The sequence below is a fragment of the Flavobacteriales bacterium genome (assembly GCA_016704485.1).
Lineage (GTDB): Bacteria > Bacteroidota > Bacteroidia > Flavobacteriales_F > PHOS-HE28 > PHOS-HE28.
In genome coordinates, this window is record JADJAA010000001.1 from 2,487,835 (window position 1) to 2,506,040 (window position 18,206).

General features: G+C 47.9%; 18 protein-coding genes. 3 read left to right on the forward strand and 15 right to left on the reverse strand.

What is annotated here, in order from left to right; translation table 11 throughout:
- Nucleotides 1-77: 77 nt before the first annotated feature.
- The gene (gene ltrA / locus IPF95_10645; protein ID MBK6475149.1) at nucleotides 78-1,394 is read left to right on the forward strand and encodes a group II intron reverse transcriptase/maturase; all 1,317 of its coding nucleotides are present in this window, start codon (nucleotides 78-80) and stop codon (nucleotides 1,392-1,394) included.
- 51 nt (nucleotides 1,395-1,445) lie between these two features.
- Here the strand turns inward: ltrA (IPF95_10645) and IPF95_10650 are convergent, their stop codons facing one another.
- Nucleotides 1,446-2,360, reverse strand: coding sequence for a T9SS type A sorting domain-containing protein (locus tag IPF95_10650; protein MBK6475150.1), 915 nt, complete (start codon nucleotides 2,358-2,360; stop codon nucleotides 1,446-1,448).
- 702 nt (nucleotides 2,361-3,062) lie between these two features.
- Between IPF95_10650 and ltrA (IPF95_10655) the strand changes: the two genes are divergently transcribed.
- Entirely contained in the window at nucleotides 3,063-4,379 is a 1,317-nt protein-coding gene (gene ltrA / locus IPF95_10655; GenBank protein MBK6475151.1) for a group II intron reverse transcriptase/maturase, read from the forward strand.
- Between the two features lie 99 nt (nucleotides 4,380-4,478).
- Here ltrA (IPF95_10655) and IPF95_10660 read toward each other — a convergent pair whose 3' ends face one another.
- The 8 genes from IPF95_10660 to IPF95_10695 all read right to left on the reverse strand — a co-directional run bounded on the left by IPF95_10660 (nucleotide 4,479) and on the right by IPF95_10695 (nucleotide 13,171).
- Entirely contained in the window at nucleotides 4,479-5,195 is a 717-nt protein-coding gene (locus IPF95_10660) for a DUF4304 domain-containing protein (GenBank protein ID MBK6475152.1), read from the reverse strand.
- 100 nt (nucleotides 5,196-5,295) lie between these two features.
- On the reverse strand, nucleotides 5,296-6,495 hold the full coding sequence (locus tag IPF95_10665) for a tyrosine-type recombinase/integrase (protein ID MBK6475153.1): 1,200 nt from the start codon (nucleotides 6,493-6,495) through the stop codon (nucleotides 5,296-5,298).
- Between the two features lie 50 nt (nucleotides 6,496-6,545).
- Nucleotides 6,546-8,051, reverse strand: coding sequence for a serine hydrolase (locus tag IPF95_10670; protein ID MBK6475154.1), 1,506 nt, complete (start codon nucleotides 8,049-8,051; stop codon nucleotides 6,546-6,548).
- 53 nt (nucleotides 8,052-8,104) lie between these two features.
- The gene (locus tag IPF95_10675; protein MBK6475155.1) at nucleotides 8,105-8,491 is read right to left on the reverse strand and encodes a hypothetical protein; all 387 of its coding nucleotides are present in this window, start codon (nucleotides 8,489-8,491) and stop codon (nucleotides 8,105-8,107) included.
- Between the two features lie 100 nt (nucleotides 8,492-8,591).
- Nucleotides 8,592-11,105: a TonB-dependent receptor gene (locus IPF95_10680; GenBank protein MBK6475156.1), complete on the reverse strand. Its 2,514-nt coding sequence runs from the start codon at nucleotides 11,103-11,105 to the stop codon at nucleotides 8,592-8,594.
- A 127-nt stretch (nucleotides 11,106-11,232) separates the two neighbouring features.
- A complete protein-coding gene (locus IPF95_10685; GenBank protein ID MBK6475157.1) occupies nucleotides 11,233-11,520 on the reverse strand; it encodes a hypothetical protein in 288 nt (95 codons plus the stop codon).
- 197 nt (nucleotides 11,521-11,717) lie between these two features.
- Nucleotides 11,718-12,356, reverse strand: a complete 639-nt coding sequence (locus IPF95_10690) for a hypothetical protein (GenBank protein MBK6475158.1) — start codon at nucleotides 12,354-12,356, stop codon at nucleotides 11,718-11,720.
- 140 nt (nucleotides 12,357-12,496) lie between these two features.
- Entirely contained in the window at nucleotides 12,497-13,171 is a 675-nt protein-coding gene (locus IPF95_10695; GenBank protein MBK6475159.1) for an NAD(P)-binding domain-containing protein, read from the reverse strand.
- A 116-nt stretch (nucleotides 13,172-13,287) separates the two neighbouring features.
- Between IPF95_10695 and mazG the strand changes: the two genes are divergently transcribed.
- Nucleotides 13,288-14,082: a nucleoside triphosphate pyrophosphohydrolase gene (gene mazG / locus IPF95_10700; protein MBK6475160.1), complete on the forward strand. Its 795-nt coding sequence runs from the start codon at nucleotides 13,288-13,290 to the stop codon at nucleotides 14,080-14,082.
- Nucleotides 14,083-14,212: 130 nt separating this feature from the next.
- Here the strand turns inward: mazG and IPF95_10705 are convergent, their stop codons facing one another.
- The 6 genes from IPF95_10705 to IPF95_10730 form a co-directional block, all read right to left on the reverse strand.
- On the reverse strand, nucleotides 14,213-14,617 hold the full coding sequence (locus IPF95_10705) for an OmpA family protein (GenBank protein MBK6475161.1): 405 nt from the start codon (nucleotides 14,615-14,617) through the stop codon (nucleotides 14,213-14,215).
- Between the two features lie 125 nt (nucleotides 14,618-14,742).
- Complete coding sequence (locus IPF95_10710) at nucleotides 14,743-15,147, reverse strand: hypothetical protein (protein MBK6475162.1); 405 nt, start codon at nucleotides 15,145-15,147, stop codon at nucleotides 14,743-14,745.
- Nucleotides 15,148-15,320: 173 nt separating this feature from the next.
- Nucleotides 15,321-15,797 carry a DUF695 domain-containing protein gene (locus IPF95_10715; GenBank protein ID MBK6475163.1) on the reverse strand — a complete coding sequence of 159 codons (477 nt, stop codon included), beginning with the start codon at nucleotides 15,795-15,797 and terminating at the stop codon, nucleotides 15,321-15,323.
- Nucleotides 15,798-16,004: 207 nt separating this feature from the next.
- Nucleotides 16,005-16,535, reverse strand: a complete 531-nt coding sequence (locus IPF95_10720) for a hypothetical protein (GenBank protein ID MBK6475164.1) — start codon at nucleotides 16,533-16,535, stop codon at nucleotides 16,005-16,007.
- A 588-nt stretch (nucleotides 16,536-17,123) separates the two neighbouring features.
- On the reverse strand, nucleotides 17,124-17,582 hold the full coding sequence (locus IPF95_10725; protein MBK6475165.1) for a hypothetical protein: 459 nt from the start codon (nucleotides 17,580-17,582) through the stop codon (nucleotides 17,124-17,126).
- Nucleotides 17,583-17,695: 113 nt separating this feature from the next.
- Nucleotides 17,696-18,163, reverse strand: coding sequence for a hypothetical protein (locus tag IPF95_10730; protein MBK6475166.1), 468 nt, complete (start codon nucleotides 18,161-18,163; stop codon nucleotides 17,696-17,698).
- Nucleotides 18,164-18,206: the final 43 nt, after the last annotated feature.

An 18,206-nucleotide genomic window follows, 5' to 3' on the forward strand; every position in this document is an offset into this window, starting at 1 on the left:
GCCGTTGGGATCGCCCTCCGCAAGGTGGGGAAGCCCGGCGATAAGCGGAACAGAGTAAGTATGAAGGAGTGAACAGGATGATCGAACGCATCGTAACGAAACGCAACATGCTAGCGGCCTGTCGGCGGGTGGCGTCCAACAAGGGCGCTGCCGGAGTAGATGGGCTGGGTGTACACGCACTTGCCGAACACCTCACGGTGCATGGCGAGCGGCTTGCCACCGCAGTATGCACGGGCCGTTACCTGCCGCAGGCCATTCTGGGGGTAGCAATACCCAAGAGCAAAGGGGGTACCCGTCTACTAGGTATCCCCACGGTGACCGATCGCCTGCTACAACAGGCGGTACACCAAGTGATCATGCCCCTGTTCGAGGTGGAGTTCAAGGCCCACAGCTACGGCTTCCGCCCCGGACGGAGCGCCCAACAGGCAGTGCAGCGTGGGCAACGGAACATCAATGAAGGGCATCAACACATCGTTGATATCGACCTGAAAAACTTCTTCGATGAAGTGGACCATTGTACGCTGTTGCAACTGCTATACCGCAAGGTGAAGTGCCCCTTGACTATGCACCTGATACGCTGCTGGCTCCGCGCACCCATCCAAGTGGATGGGAAGCTGGTGAAGCGGCGCAAGGGTGTACCGCAGGGCAGCCCGCTCAGCCCGCTGCTATCCAACATCATGCTCCACGAACTGGACCGTGAACTGGAACGACAAGGGTTGCGCTACGTGCGTTATGCGGACGACTTCAGCATCTATCTGAAGCGCAAGAGCCAAGCGCGGAAAGTGGGCAATAGTATCTACCTGTTCCTTCGGGAGCGGCTGAAGCTGCCCATCAACCGTGCGAAGAGCGGCATCCGGAAACCCGTGCAGTTCGAGCTGCTGGGCTACGGGTTCGTCCCCACGTATGAAAAGGGTGTGAAAGGGCAATACCAACTGGTGGTCGGTAGACAAGGGTGGCAGACCTTGAAGCGCAAGGTGAAAGCTATTACACGCAAGACCGCTCCGCTACCGCTTAGCGAACGTATCGCCCGGCTTAGGACCGTACAACGCGGCTGGCTCAACTACTTCCGTTTGGCAAGTATGTGGGGTAAGTTGCGCGATGTGGACGGCTGGGTACGCAATCGCTTGCGGTACTGCATTTGGAAGGACTGGAAGAAACCCGAACGGAAACGGAAGAACCTGATCCGTTTGGGAGTTGACCAGCAACACGCCTATGCATGGAGCCGAACGCGCAAAGGTGGCTGGGCCATCGCCCAAAGTCCCATCCTGAACACTACGATCACTCTGTCCCGTCTGGCCAAACGCGGCTACGAAGCCCTGCTCGATCACTACCAGAAAGTCGCTCCACACCTCAACGAACCGCTGTATACGAGACCCGTACGTACAGTGGTGTGAGAGGCGCACCCCGTCGCTATTAAGCGGCGGGGCCGCCTACTCGATTATGGCTTAGTGCTTCTTTATCATTTTTATTGTGTTAGTCTTATCTCCACTTCCAATTCTTAAAAAGTAAATTCCTGCTTTCAATTCTGATAAGTCAATGATTATATTGTCATTATTGACTTGCGTATGTTTAACTGTCTGACCTAAGCTGTTCAATATAGTTAATTCATACTGTTGTAAATCAATGTTTTCAATGTGAATTTTGTCCGTAAATGGATTTGGATAAATTTTGAAATCTAAAAGTTCCAACTGGTCAACACTAAGAACAATGTTTACATAACAGCTTGGATAACTTTGGTGTTGCCAAACTTGTTGATTATTCGAAAACGTGCAAGTAACCAACATTGAATCTGGCATTTCTTGGCTAAACTTTACTGGAAAGTTTGGAAAGAGAGGTCCGTGAATACTTCCTATGCCTTCAATCCATATTTCGTTAAGTTCATCAAATGCTTGAATTGTAGGCTCTTCAAATTTTAGGCGTCTGTAATAATCTCCATTAATTTGAATACTGTCAATATTGATAACTTGAAGCCACTCAGGATACATTCCATATAAGTCAAACAGAATGCTGTCGCCAACATTCAAAGAGAAGTCATACAAGGTATCAAGCTGGTTTAATGTGTCAAGATAGAATACTTTATTGTTTTCTTGTCTTAGTAAACCACGATATAAAAGATTACTTTGAAACAATGAGTCACTCGTAGAATAGAGCTTTAACCATTGTTCGCTATTTATTAACGTGTCGCCTTGAAAGCCGTAAACGGTTGTTGTTGTCGCCACAAAGTTTGGATTTTGTTGATTTGCGGCAGGATAGGTTTTTGCAACATTCCATTTTGAATCTAAGTTGTCAAAATGATTAATTACTTGTCCCAAAAGAATTGAGGGAAGCAGTAGAATTGAAAAAATAATTGTTGTTTTCATATCTCTTTTTTATTTGGTGTCTGTCTTTTTAGCATTAGCCATAACGTTTTGCGTATTGGCGATGGGCGGGATTTTTATCGATAAACTTCACTCGAAGAACTGAATTTTAAAATAGCAAAACACTTCATTCGAAGACTAAACCCCGCCTATTGCCAATACGATGTGTGTGCCCAGCATGGGCCAAGAACACTACCGCAAGGTAGTATCGTTCTTTGAATATCCAGAGGGTGCAAGTCCCTTGCCGGCGAGTTGTCGAACCTGCCTGCGGTAGGCAGGGCCGGTTAGCAAGGCGCAAGGTGGTTGGGGGTGACCTCTGCACTGAAGGAAGCGCGACTGCAAAGGTCCGTACCGACGAATAGAAACCGCATAAGGAGGCCGCTGTGGGCGGGTAAGCAGGCACATCACTGCAAAGCCCTTGGACAACAAGCTCATGGAGGTAGATGCGGCGGGGATGGACCGAAGGATATTGCCCTTACCTGGGAGATCTCCCTGGTCCGCCGTACGGCGGATGTAGTGGAGAGGTCAGCAGAGGTCGTAGTAGTGGTTGGATACGAGCCGTCACCGCGAGGATAAAGGCGGAGGTCTCACAAGCCCATGAAGGACCGAACGTTGAGGTGTTCCAAATGCCGTTGGGATCGCCCTCCGCAAGGTGGGGAAGCCCGGCGATAAGCGGAACAGAGTAAGTATGAAGGAGTGAACAGGATGATCGAACGCATCGTAACGAAACGCAACATGCTAGCGGCCTGTCGGCGGGTGGCGTCCAACAAGGGCGCTGCCGGAGTAGATGGGCTGGGTGTACACGCACTTGCCGAACACCTCACGGTGCATGGCGAGCGGCTTGCCACCGCAGTATGCACGGGCCGTTACCTGCCGCAGGCCATTCTGGGGGTAGCAATACCCAAGAGCAAAGGGGGTACCCGTCTACTAGGTATCCCCACGGTGACCGATCGCCTGCTACAACAGGCGGTACACCAAGTGATCATGCCCCTGTTCGAGGTGGAGTTCAAGGCCCACAGCTACGGCTTCCGCCCCGGACGGAGCGCCCAACAGGCAGTGCAGCGTGGGCAACGGAACATCAATGAAGGGCATCAACACATCGTTGATATCGACCTGAAAAACTTCTTCGATGAAGTGGACCATTGTACGCTGTTGCAACTGCTATACCGCAAGGTGAAGTGCCCCTTGACTATGCACCTGATACGCTGCTGGCTCCGCGCACCCATCCAAGTGGATGGGAAGCTGGTGAAGCGGCGCAAGGGTGTACCGCAGGGCAGCCCGCTCAGCCCGCTGCTATCCAACATCATGCTCCACGAACTGGACCGTGAACTGGAACGACAAGGGTTGCGCTACGTGCGTTATGCGGACGACTTCAGCATCTATCTGAAGCGCAAGAGCCAAGCGCGGAAAGTGGGCAATAGTATCTACCTGTTCCTTCGGGAGCGGCTGAAGCTGCCCATCAACCGTGCGAAGAGCGGCATCCGGAAACCCGTGCAGTTCGAGCTGCTGGGCTACGGGTTCGTCCCCACGTATGAAAAGGGTGTGAAAGGGCAATACCAACTGGTGGTCGGTAGACAAGGGTGGCAGACCTTGAAGCGCAAGGTGAAAGCTATTACACGCAAGACCGCTCCGCTACCGCTTAGCGAACGTATCGCCCGGCTTAGGACCGTACAACGCGGCTGGCTCAACTACTTCCGTTTGGCAAGTATGTGGGGTAAGTTGCGCGATGTGGACGGCTGGGTACGCAATCGCTTGCGGTACTGCATTTGGAAGGACTGGAAGAAACCCGAACGGAAACGGAAGAACCTGATCCGTTTGGGAGTTGACCAGCAACACGCCTATGCATGGAGCCGAACGCGCAAAGGTGGCTGGGCCATCGCCCAAAGTCCCATCCTGAACACTACGATCACTCTGTCCCGTCTGGCCAAACGCGGCTACGAAGCCCTGCTCGATCACTACCAGAAAGTCGCTCCACACCTCAACGAACCGCTGTATACGAGACCCGTACGTACAGTGGTGTGAGAGGCGCACCCCGTCGCTATTAAGCGGCGGGGCCGCCTACTCGATTAGCGGTTCGGGCTTCTTTCTTTGTCGTTTTATTTAGTTTTAAAAATTTAATTGTCAATCTTTCAATATTAAACCAAGTCTGTCGGCAAGTCCTTTTACATATTCTTTATGTCTGTTTTTTATTTCAATGTTGTTGTAATAGTCTTGAAATAGTTTTTCTGCTTTTGATTTGTCTCGGTGAAGTTCAATTAAAGCAACGTCCAATTTTGCTCTCGGTGAACCGTCTTCCAAATTTCCTAAGTTTCTGCAAATCTTATCTCGGTTTTCAAAGTTGTCAAGCCAATCAAGTCCGTGTGAACTCAGTCCGTCAATAACTTCTTTCGCTGTTTTATTGTTGTCGTCTGAAATTGTCCACCAATGATCTTGTTTAATAGTCAAATGAGGCAGTCGTTCTCTAATTTGGCAATCGTAATCTTGGTATATGTCTTTCGGTTTGTTGTGGCTTTCAAGTTCATAAATTTCTTTAACCATAACTCCTAAATTGACTGTAAACTTGCCATAAAAATTCTCCCTAAATCCTGGGATTACATACTTGTCGCCAAATTCGTATCTACCACTTTGAATATTTATTACTTGATAAATTCCGTTTTCAGTTTGTCTGTTAAAAGTCCGTCCTTTTTTCTTAAATCCTAACGGCTTCAAGAACAGAAAAATCTCTTTTTGTATGCTGTCCAAATGAGTTTTAAGCTCGATCTTATTTGTCAAATTTTGGTTGTCTGATTTTTCGTCAGTCATTTTTGGTTTGTTTTTTAAGAAGTCAAAAATCCCCATTTTTTAGTTTCTGTTTTTTATTAGGTGTCGTCTTTTAGCCTGACCGCTAACTACTCGGTTGTGATCATATGTGGTTTATTTCGTCTATGCCATCCATCGTTCATCCCAGATCCAAGTTGTCCAACGGGCTCCGGATCTTGCCAATGGCTTTGGTGCTGACATGCGTATAGATCTCTGTGGTTTTGCTGGAGGCATGGCCTAACAGGGTCTGAATGTAGCGAAGGTCCGTACCATTCTCCAAAAGATGTGTTGCGAAAGAGTGCCGAAGCGTATGTACCGTTGCGGGAGCGGTTATACCGGCTTTCTTTTTGGCTCGTTTAAAGACCATTTGGACGCTTGTAGCGGAATACATGCCACCCTCTGGACTTTCAAAGAGGTAGGTTCTAGGCGTGTATACTTGCAAGTATTCGGTAAGCAGCGCAAGGATCCTATCGCTCAGCAGCGTTACCCGATCCTTGCATCCTTTTCCACCGCGCACAAGCACTTGTTTACGCTCGGGGATGATGTCCGTCCGCTCCAAGGCCAGCAATTCGCCCAATCGTAGCCCTGCGGAGTAGATCAACATGAGGATGCACTTGTGCTTCAAGTTGTCCACGGCGTTAAGCAGTGCCGTCACTTTTTCCTCGCTGAGCACTTTTGGCAGTTTGCGTTCGCCGCGCGGCCGTTCAATGAATTTCACACGGTGCGCATCGCCCAATACTTCCTTGTAATAGTACCGAACAGCGTTCACCACTTGGTTCAAATAACTGTTGCTCACCTTTCGCTCGGAAGCCAAGTAGTGTTGATAGCGTTCGATATCTTTTGTGTCGATGTCGATCGGATGCTTTGAGGCAAAGTACTGAAAGAACTTCTTCGTGGCGCTCAGGTAGGTGTTGATCGTTTGTGGGCTATACCGGGCCACTTCCAATTTGCACCGCATCGCCTCGAGCGCTAACACTTGAGCGGCATTGAGCTCTGGCGGTTCAGGTGTTATTTGCGTTGCGGGCACTTGCCTCGCCGGGGAGTTGGGCCCCGTTTTCCGCGGTACATTTGGTGGATCTGTTGGAAGTATATCTTGCTTTTTCCGCAAGGCTTCCATCTCTACCCAAGCAACGCCCTTGAATGCTGCGAAGATCTCCCGCAAGGTATCCGGTGTATTGGAAAGGTACCATCGCTTGTGGGTAACACTCCACTTGGCCCCGGCCTTTTTCGCTGCAGCAATGAGCAGCGTGTCGTAAGGGAAAACGATGGCTATGCAACGTTTGGCATCGTGTACAAAATGCGCTAAGTGGACCTGTTTCTTGATGCCTTTTTCGTCCATGGTGCAAAGGCAAGATAATGCACATTTGTCCAACAAGCGCAGGCCGTTCTTCACTCCTTCACGAACCCACGCACAACACGACCCTGCGGTGTAGTAACCACACATTGGTAACAACCAGGGGAGAGGTCCTTGAGATCGATGGTCGTAGCGACGGATAGGACCTGTTGGTTGATCAATGCGCTACCGAGTGCATCCATAATTTGCACGTCGCCTAAGAGGTAGTTGGAGGGCAGCGTGATGTGGAGCAGATCCTGAGCAGGGTTGGGGTACAGCGTTAGCTCTTCTGGTCTCGTGTTCGGTTCCACAGCTGTCGAAACACAGATCACCGCATTCAATCGCGCCCAGATCTCATCATTGAGCAAGTAGGGTACTGGATATCCATCCGGAGCATTGCCCATGCGCACCAGCACGATCCCTTCACTCGGGATCACGTTGATGAATTGCCCGTTCTTGCCTAGCGCATTGTACCCATCGGCGGGTTCATTGGGCATCAACATACCGGGGAATTCAATTTGTGATCCAGGAAGATGGTAACTCGTTTGACCGTTCAACCACCACAGGTAACCGTACGAATTATTGATCGTTTGCGAAGGCGTGGTCATGTCCGTGAAGTAGTTCATGTCCGTCATGATGGGTGTGGTGTTCCATGTGCCTTGGTTCAACATCAATAGCCCGAAACGCGCCATGCTACGCGGTTTGCTGAAGAATATGTTGTTGTAACCAACTTGAACATAAGCGCCTGAAATGCCGGCAGGTTGGGTTAAGCGTGAGAAGACAAAACTGTTCATTGTTGATCCAGTTGCATTCTCGATCACACCATCCAACAGTGTGTAGGGCGCATTGAAATATGCCCAACGTGTGCCAGGATCCGCTAAGTAGTGCAAGCATGCAGGGTCCGTACAATCAGCGTCTCCGGTGGTATCGTCCAAGCCGGTGGTCATTGTCAATTGATGCCGCACGGTGATCGCTTGTTCCTGAGCAGGTGTACAACTCGTCCATCCGGCGCCCAAGTAATTGCTGCTAGGTTGGTTGATGTCGAGCGATCCGTCCTGTTGCGCTAAACCGACCAAGAAACTGGTCAATGATTTTCCTGCCGATGCCCAATACCAAACACTGTCTTGAGTGAATGTGTCGAAGTAATGTTCGATCGCGATCCGACCATCCTTCAATACAATGAAGGCCTTGGTGTTATTGCTGTCCAAGTATTGCAGCAGAGGCGGTATTTGATCCGCGCACCAGCCCAATGCCGACGGATCAACGGTTTCCCAGGTGGTTCCAGTAGTTGGCGGGAAGTACGGGTCTTGTGCAGTGCCGATCAAGACAAAGAGCGATAGAATGATCGTAATAAATACACGCATGTTTTCAGTCTTCAAGGTTAGGACACGCTCGAAAGCACTTGGTTCGATCGCGCGAACAAATAGCTGCATAGCAGGATCAAGCCAAGCTTGCTCATTCCTAATACGCCAAAATGGATCATACTCGCTTAGTGATCCAAGCACATCTTCCCAGTCTCCGCCACAAGCACTAAAAAATTCAGCATGAAGTTGCCTTTCCATGAGGTAGGTCGGTTGGCGGGATACCATTCACCAGCAACCAACAACCATCAACCTCAATGCTTACTGCGGTCAACCTCACGGATCAGTTTCCCTGCTTCGTAGTGCAACTCGCGATAAACTTGGCCATCGGGTGCATAATCATAGTGGATACCGGTTTCCAATCCGTTCTCCCAATGCTCCACGAATTTCTTGGTACCGTTCTCATAGTAGTACGTCCAATCACCATGCTCTACACCATTCTGGAACTGACCGATGTATTCCAATTGGCCATTCGGATAGTATACTTTTTCCATCACCTTCTCGGCATTCTCTCCTTTGCCGGACATATACACGACCACCTCAGGCTTGCCACTTGGGAAACTAGCAGCTACGTATTTCTTGGTACTGCACGCCGTAAGGGTTACAACGGCCAGTAGTAGGATCAGGTGATTTCGGTTCATAGTGCTGCTAAATTAGGGGAAATGAGGGTAGGGTGCGACTGTTTTGCACAGGTGCGCCTCACGATCAATAGTACTGTATTGCTATGACTTCCGATCCTCGCTAGAACCAAGCAAGGATCTTGAGGTTGAATCGCCTTGGCGTCAAGTAATCCGGGATCGAATACTGCCGGCCGGTTACGTCGGTTACCCACGTATGGTCTATCGTGTTGTTAATGCCCAACAGATTGAAGACCTCTACACTGATCCAGAGGTCATCGATATGGCGAAGAAATCCTCTTTTTTCCTGTCCTTTTGCCCCGAGCAATTGCTTCGAAAAGCCAATATCCACGCGTTGGTAAAGGTCCGTCCTTAACGTATCGCTGTATCGGTTGTCATTCGGTGGGCCGAACGGTAAACGCGTGCCGAAGACCATACTGATCGCTACTTTGAACGTGGGCCAGCGGGGCATTTCATCCTGGAAGAACAATGCAAAATTCACGCGTTGGTCCGCAGGGCGAGGAATGAAACCGGGTTCAACACGCACACTGTCCACAGCGGTCTGGTCGAATGTGTAACCGGGTTGAATGAACTCACCCGCTGCATTGTATCGTTTGTAGTAGAAGTCGTCAAGAACGTCCTCTCGCGTTTGAAGTAGACCAACGCCGACCCAGCTTTCCACACCTTCAATGAATTCCCCGTTGAGCTTCAGATCGAGACCTGTCGCATAGGCTTTCGCATTGTTGGTCCCCAAATAGCGGATCCGAACGTTACTTACCTCGTAAGGGATCAGGTCGGTGATGTGTTTATAGTAGACTTCGGCAACGAATTTGAAGGGACGATGCCAGATCGGGAATCGACGATCCATACCCAATAGGAAGTGAACGCTCTTTTGAGCGCGAATATCCGGGTTCAACGTACCGTCCATTCGCCGGACCTCGCGGTAGAACGGCATCTGGTAAAAGTAGCCGGTTGCGGCCCAAAAGCTATAATCCAGATCTACAGTATCGCCTGCGGCTTTGATCTTCGTCCATCCCGGATTATAGGTCAACCGTAAGCGCGGACTAGCTACGGTCTGTTGGTTGTAGCTCCAATGCTGTGCGCGTGCTCCGGCTATGAGCGTCCAGTATTTGTTGTATCCACGGTTCCAGCGCCAGGTGTTCTGTAAGTAGGCTGATGCACGTACACTTTCCAAGTTCAACTTGCTTTTCAGTGTGTTGCTTAGTGCCAAGGTTTCCTGATCGTTCAGTGGTATGCTGAATCCCGCGCTATCGACCAGGTTCCATTCGCTCAGCTTATCGTTGATGGCTTCCGCACGCGCGTCCAGTCCCCATTGAATATAGCTTTTCGGTCGTTTCAGATAGCCTTTGTGCGCAACGGTGTACACCTTAGCATCCAACTGGTTCCGAGCATGTTCCAGGAACGTACCAACACCGAGATCACGGACCACCTCGCCGAACTGATCGCTGTTCGGATCGCGCTCCAACTCGCCCAATCGGTACTGACCAAGCACATCGAACCGTTCCGTTTCATAGGTCCGGAATGCGCTTGCAGTGAATTTCAACTTCAGGTCCTTACTCGCCTTAATGTTCATGTCCAAAGCGCCGAACAAGGTTTCAAAAGCTGTTTTCTCTTGGCCTTCAAAGTATACCGTAAAGCGCAATGGCATGTTGAACGGACCGAATTCCGTTTCGCGGTCCTGCGGTACCACATTGTATTTATTGCTGGAATAGATCCCTAGAAAACCAAGCTCGGTATTCGGTGTAAGGTCGTAGGTCCAATAGGTCTGCAGGTCCGTGTAGCCCGTGCGGTATTCGCCTTTGGTATCGAGACCGCTAATGATCAATTGGTTGGTCCGGTAGCGGTAACCCGTGATCTGCCGCAACCGTTTCTTCAACATTGCACTTTCCAAATGCACTGAACCTCCTAAAAGACCTGCCGTTGCACTGCCTTTGAATTCCGTCGGACGTTTGTAGGTGATGTCCAGTACGCTGCTCAGTTTATCGCCGAACCGTGCTTCGAATCCGCCCGCGCTGAATTGCAAGCGGTCGATGAGGTTCGGGTTCGGAAAGCTCAATCCTTCCTGCTGTCCGGCTCGCACCAGGAAAGGGCGGTACACCTCAATGTCGTTCACATACACGAGGTTCTCATCGAAGTTGCCACCGCGTACGCTGTATCCGCTGCTCAGTTCATTGCGCATTACAACCCCGGTCTGTCCGCTCAACAGTGATTCCACGCCATTCTGAATCGTCGGCGCAAAATTCGTTATCCGGGCATCCAGTTGCTCCAGTCCTGTGCCTCCTCCACGCCGCTCACCTTCAACTTGGGCAGGGTTCAACGTAAAGAACGGCATGCTCATATCCACCGTTCTTACTTCGCCTGGGCGCAACGAATAGCTGCGTTCCACCTTGCTCAGACCAGTGTAGGTCCAGGAGACGATAACCCGTTCCTTCGCCGGAAGCTCAATGGAATATTTACCCTGTTCGTCAGCAGTTACACTGCGGCCTAACGTCTCAATTGAAACCACTGCCTGCACAGGATCGCCTACCTCATTGCGCACTACGCCAGCCAGCGTTCCTGTCTGGGCACTGATCGTTTCCGCGGCAATTAAGAAAAGAAGAGCAATTAATGAACGCATGGTTCGATACTGTGCGTGCGACACAGCTAGTAGGCCAGAGTTAGGGTCGGCCAAGATAACGCGGCTAAATGGATCGAAGTATGCAGGTGGGTCGAAGCATGTCACTGTATCGCAAGAACCATGAACGCTAGGTTAATGCGTCCTCAATTTCTTCCGGTAAACTCTGCGGCCCACCGCTATGTTCCAATATCAAGACATTATTCGCTGTACACCAAGCCTTCAATCGCACGCGTGGTTCATCTTCAACCCCGCCGCCAATGACCAGCATTTTTGTGAGTCCTTTCGACAATTCGGCCATCAGTTCACTTTCTCTGATGAAGCCTTGTGCCGTAATGCCCGTGGCTCTCAGTTGCAGGTCCACAATGGACATCATCGCAGGGTTACGACCAAAAAACAAGACGGGTGCTGTCTTCATGGCGCGAAAATAAGAGTTGTTAGTTGTCTGTTGATGGTCGTACCAGGAACTTCAACGATTTAATGAAGAGCTAGCGATTCCATGGATGCGCAACGTTTGTAAGGCACCTAAAAGGACCTTTGAACGGTTTAGCTATGCGCAGCCGAAGCGTCGGCCTGTGTGTTGGCGGTCGCGCATAGCCCTTGTTAGCGCCAGTTTTATTGTCCGGTGAGTTTAGTCCAAATCGTTTTGATGAAACTTTCTTTATCTGCTTCAGACTTTTCGATTTCGCTAAACGCTTTTACCCTACGCAGGTCGGGATTAATGTAACTCCCGTCTTGGTTAATTAGGAGTAGCTCAATTGGTGCGTCATGTAGCACCTCAATGAATCCGCCATATATATCGTCAAATCGCGTTTTTGTGAGTTGCTTGCAGTCAATTAGCTGTTCATAGAACTTAATGGGAAGAATGTTTGTGTCCGATAGCTTGTCGAGAAGCGTTTCAATTTGTATTCTATCTATTGCTATAGTTTCAGTGTTGCTGATGGTCATGGTTCCATACTCCGTACCATGAAACGACACATTCACTGTATTAGGTACCTTAATAACAAGGTATGGCCAATCGTTTGTGTTTTCAGTTTTATCGCAGTACACCTTATTCCAAAATGCATCTAGCTTCATTGTCAGCACAAGCTGATTCCAAAGATTAAGCGTGACAGTCTCCCAATAGGAATCATGCAAGGTCACATGTTGGAGAAAAGTCTCGAAAGTGGTTTTCATTGAATTGCTCCAATCGAAGCTATCGTCAAAAGCTGCCTTCTCCAACCATACAGGTTTGTTGTTGCCGATGATGCTCATTTTTGTATTGGCGCTAACTAGCGGATAAACGTAATAGGTTCATCCTATATCAAAGACGGAACAAAAATCTTGATCGAATGGTTCGTTAATATGTTGGGTATTTTGATTCACGCTCTACTCACCTGCGTTACGTGAATAACTCACTTCTTGTACAACTTGAACGCATGCGTCCATTGGTTGCGCGTGAACCCGGGCAAGCACCACAACATGCAGAGCGGCTCAATGGCGCGTGCTGCCTCCACACCGCCCATGTCCTCGGCATCCCAACCAAAGTCTGCCAGTAGGGCGGTTACCGTTTCCTTGGCTGCTTCGTTGTTTCCGCAGATGAACATGGTAGGACGGCCTTCGGCGAAATTCGGATCGACCATATAGGCGTTGCCCACACTGTTGAATGCTTTTACGAAGTAGGCTCCGGTGCTGACCTTCTGCAATTTCTCCATCAGACTTTCATCCAACGTGGTGAAATACTTCAGAACACCATTCTCAGGCGGCGCATCAGCGATCGGGTTCGTCGTATCGATCACCACCTTTCCTACCAGATCATTGCTGTCACACAAGCGGATCACCAGCTCAGCAGCCGTTCCCTTTGCCGCTAGCACAACTATGTCAGCGAATGCGGCTACTTCTTTATGGCTCGCCACACCGATCTCCGGGAATTTCTCTATCAGCTCCGCCAGCTTCTCGGGGTTCCGCGTGCCGATCATGACATCATGGCCGTGCTCCAAAAAACCTTTCGCCAGAACCTGACCGACCATTCCGGAACCAAGTATGCCGATCTTACGAAGTGGTGCTTTTTGTACGCTTGAAGTTGCCATGGTATGGTTGGAATCGTTTTTCGTACTGCAAATATCGCTATCAATTGCTGATCCTGATTGATGTGGTTCATTGTCCGATGAAGTGCAACAACGAACAACGATCTACCTTCGACCCAATGACCCAGCAAGACCCACGAGCCACAGCTTTTTTACGCCTGCTTACCATCATGGATGAACTCCGTGAGCAATGTCCGTGGGACCGTAAGCAGACTATGGAGACCTTGCGCCCGTTGACGATCGAGGAAACCTACGAACTTGGTGATGCCATTCTCAACAACGACCTACAGGAAGTTAAAAAGGAACTCGGCGACCTGATCCTTCACATGGTGTTCTACGCGAAGATCGGGAGCGAGCAGAAAGCATTCGATATTACCGATGTGCTGAACGGCATTTGCGAGAAACTGATCAACCGACATCCACACATTTACAGCGATGTGAAGGTGAAGGACGAAGAAGAAGTGAAGGCCAATTGGGAAAAGATCAAACTCGCTGAAAAAGCTGGGTCAACGAAGAATGGCGAAGTGCCCAGCGTATTGGAAGGTGTTCCGCGTGGGCTGCCGAGCATGGTTAAAGCGATCCGGATCCAGGACAAAGCACGCGGCGTTGGCTTCGACTGGGACAACCGCGAACAGGTCTGGGAAAAGGTACACGAGGAATTGGGCGAGTTGAAGCACGAAGTGGATAACAACACACCGGAACAAGCAGAAGAACTCGGCGACGTGTTGTTCTCACTAGTCAACTATGCGCGTTTCCTGAACATCGACCCCGACGAAGCACTAGAACGTACGAACCGCAAATTCATTCAACGCTTCCAATTCCTCGAACGCGAAAGCCACAAGGACGGTAAAGTGATGGGGGAGATGACCTTGGAAGAAATGGAAGGCTATTGGCAGCGGGCGAAGGGGGAGTGAGCTGTACCGTTGCCGATTTTTTCCTGTTCCGAGGTCAGGAGATGGTTAATAACGTTGAGGCTATGCGCAACCGGAGCGTTGGCCTGTGTGTTGGTGGTTGCGTATAGCCGTTGTTAGCTGCCATTTCTTATCACTCGTTGTATTGAACTATCACTTCCACACATGGGGTTTGAGGTTTGGCTTTTTCATAGTGCAAGTCATATGCGTCCTGACTTTCTCCGAGCCATGTAATATAGATTTTGGACTCATCGATCGAATGAAATGCCTTGATTTTACCATACACTTCAAGAGCTCTTCTTTTTGATAGTTCGGTGTTAGATGCTTCGGTTCCCGACGTAGTTGCATAACCGAATATTTTCAAGTAGTTGAAGTTGGGTTCTTGAAGCAATTGGGCTATTGTTTGAATTTGACTCTCAGCTTCTTCAGATAGTTTGCTCGATCCTATGTCAAAGCACATTCTGAATTCTTTTTGCCTCTGGCCAAAACCGAACGTCGTGTTCAAAACGAGTATCAGAAGAATCAAAGTGGATTTCATTCTAAATGGCAGCTAACTAGCGGATAAACGTAATACGTTTATCCGATATCAAAGGACGTCAAAGATCTTGACCTGAAAGCCTTTCACAACGGTTTGGCTATGGCACTTGGCCCGAAGGGCATCTGCTATAGCTTGTGTTGGGCGTTCGTGCTTTTCTTATTTATTATTCTTGTCAGTCCACCACCTAAAAATCCAACCAACGCGGCAAAACCGGTCATGATCAAAGCCGTCATGATCCAAAGTCCAGTTGATGCTTGATTGTCTATGTCGCCAGTGTTTGCGTTAAGGATCATTGAAAGTTTCCATCCTATTGTCGAGTCAAAGAGACCGAGAATTGCTGCAAATAGTACTCCCGTCGTTATGTCCTTTTGTCTTGCGGTAAGAAATGCAGTCGTTCCGTAAATAATGAAAGAAAATGGAGATAAGAATGAATAGTTAAAGTCAAACTGTCTTGAAGAGATTGAGCCAAGAGTGTCGAGCAGTACTAATGCGAGTAGTGCGATTAGAAGTACTTTATATTCCTGTTTCATTGTATATCGTTCTTTTGCATGCCGTGCAACTATCGGATAAACGTAATACGTTTATCCGCTATCAAAGAACGTCAAAGATCTTGACCTGAAAGCCTTTCACAACGTTCAGGCTATGTGCAACCGAAGCGTCGGCCTGTGTGTTGGAGGTTGCGCATAGCCGTTGTTGGCAACCGTTATTCTCTGAAATCTTGGAGAAGTTTCTTCAACTCGGACCAATCACTGTCCTCGTAGAAGTTTATCTCTATCGGATAAGGTTCATGAGATTCTAGCCCTTTGTTTAACATGGGCATGAATTCACTCAAGCCTTTGCTATAGTAAACCAGTTCCTTCAGGTTGTTCCCAGTCCTACTATAGGCGTGAACGAACTCTGAGGATTTGGACTGTATGGTTTCTATAGCATCTTCAAGAGCAATCATTTTATTGTTGACCTCTCTTGGGGGCATCCCGTTATTGGATGTGCCATCGTACTTCCAAGAAATCACTGTTAGAAAAGTGAAGTGAGTTTGAACTGCGATATCTGGAAGTCTGATTGAAAACTTCATGATAACAGGCAACTCGTTTTCATAGTATTCTCCAATCCTGCCTTTTGGTTCGTCAGAAGATGTGCCTGTCGGCGCCTTGCGTTTCCCGAAGCCGAAAAATGATGACATGACTTTTAGCTGGTGATCTGGAGGTTTGTTCTATGGTTGCTAACTAGCGGATAAACATAATACGACTAGATATCAAAGGACTTCAAAGATCTTGAGCTGAAAGCCTTTCACAACGGCCAAGTATAAGCGTAGTGCGGGAATTCGGCGCGATTAACTGTCAATCTACTCCAGAATTTATTAGAAGCAAAAATGCTTAATTTTAGCTGTTTAGCCGGCATTACGTTTATACAATGTTGTAGCCCGTTTTTCAATTTTCTCTTTTAATTCCGTTTCTGCTCGTTTTATTACCAATGTCATTCTGTCTTTGTATCTATCGTCTGAAAATTCAATTTCAATGTCATTGCCGACATCTTGAATCTTCTCAATCGAAACTTGTCCTTGTCTGAATTCAGCCCCATTCTTGTCAAATTCAAAAATCGTTGGTGTTAGAGGTTTTTCTCTACCCAATATTTTCATTTTCCCAATCACGACAATATTTCGGTCATTTAGTATCAAATCGCAATTGTTAAAAGAGTAAAGAGTCTCAAAAGGGTCTAAGTCAAACTTGCTCTTCTTTTTAAACACATCAAAATTTTTGAACCAAACTTTCAAGTCAGTGAAAATTTCTGAAGAATTGTCTGAGTGTTCCTGAATTATCTTTTTCGTTTTCTTTTCAAGAGTTGTCATGTATACCCAAAAAAAGACTATCGGAATTGACAAAACCGATACACTTAAAATTATTTGGATTACTTGATTCATTGTTCTGTTTCTTCAAATGGGCTATAACTAGCGGATAAACGTAATACGCTTATCCGATATCAAAGGACGTCAAAGATCTTGACCTGAAAGCCTTTCACAACGTTTAGGCTATGCGCAGCCGAAGCTTTGGTCAGTGATTGGGCGGTTGTGTATAGCCGTTGTTAGGCGACGTCTGTTTCTTTATTAGTTTTTTCTTGCCCTTAACAATCCATAATATAGGTCCGATGATTCCAATCATAGAGATGATGATCCATTCAACTTTGGATCCGTTAAAATCATTCGTTAAGATTCTGATGATTGCTGAGAATGTTGTAATCACAGACCAAAAACATATTGCAATAAGAAGAAGTATAAGTCCTGGTTCCATGTGTTTTTAATGTCGCCTAACTAGCGAACTTAATACGACTAGTAACAAAGGACGTCAAAGATCTTGACCTGAAAGCCTTTCACAACGGTCCTGCGCTTGCCGCAGGCCGCCTTTCGTGATCTTGTTCCTGGACGAAGTGTTCAACCCTTCAACGGGAGTTGGCAACGGGACGAGGGCGGTTTGCGGCAAGAGCATGTTGTGCGATCGTGCTTTCCTGTTATTCAACTTGTGTATATTCTAGTATCAATCGCTTTATGATGTTCAAAACGAATTTCCAACCAGTCTGGGTCTATTCCAATAAACTGTCGTTTGGAGAAACCTAGGTAATAGGTCATTAAGTTCCCATTCTCGTTATACGGCTCACCTAGTAGTTCCTTGATCTCAGTTTTGGTTAAGCCAATCAGTTTATGGTTGTCTACTAAGTCGTCGGCGTATTCGAATCTCTTCTCCGCGTTCTCAGTCCATGCCACCTTATCGAAATTTCTTTCTGGATAGTAGGTCTCAATGGATATCCAAGTGAAGATCAGTGCAACATAGATGACTGGTGTCGCAAAGAATGTCGTCAACCACAGAAACGGGTTTCTAAGTCTGCTCCATGTTGGGTTGATCTTCTCTAAAATCAGTCGAACCAAAAAGAAGGTCGGTAAAGCAAGAATGAGATTGATGATCAAAACGTCCATTTATTTCGTGGTTCGTTTTCGCATGTCGCAGAACATTCAGGCTATGCGCAACCGAAGCGGAGGCCTGCGGGTTAGCGGTTGCGTATAGCCGTTGTTGTAGCGCGTTTTAATATTTAATCCTCTGGAATCCATCCTTTTTCAAAGCGACCAAGTATCAATTCCATTTCATTGCTTCTATCCGTTCCTTCAATGTCGGTACAGACTATTGATATGTTATCCATGTCAGCCGTTACAGGCAAAGCGGTAGCGAAGAAGCATTGCCAAAAGGCATCAGCTAAAGTTTCACCATTATGGCAGGTTGTTCCTATATCGATAAAGTCTACTTTTCTTGAAATCTCAATATCAACCATGATCTCGTCAAAAATGTCATGAAGTCTTTCGCCGAATTGTCCGTGTCCTTTAAACTCTAAAATTCCGTGGTCAATGGAATGACGGATGAATTCCTCGAACCTGTCTTTATTTGGCTCAATATCTGAAGTAGCAAGACAAAGCCAATTCTTAGTCGGTAACTGATCGAGTTGGAATTTGTCGTAATCGAACCAAAATACCCGTCGAGCACTATATGTTCCGATTGGTTTCATTCCAATGTGCTACAACTAGCGGTTAAACGTAATACGACTAGAT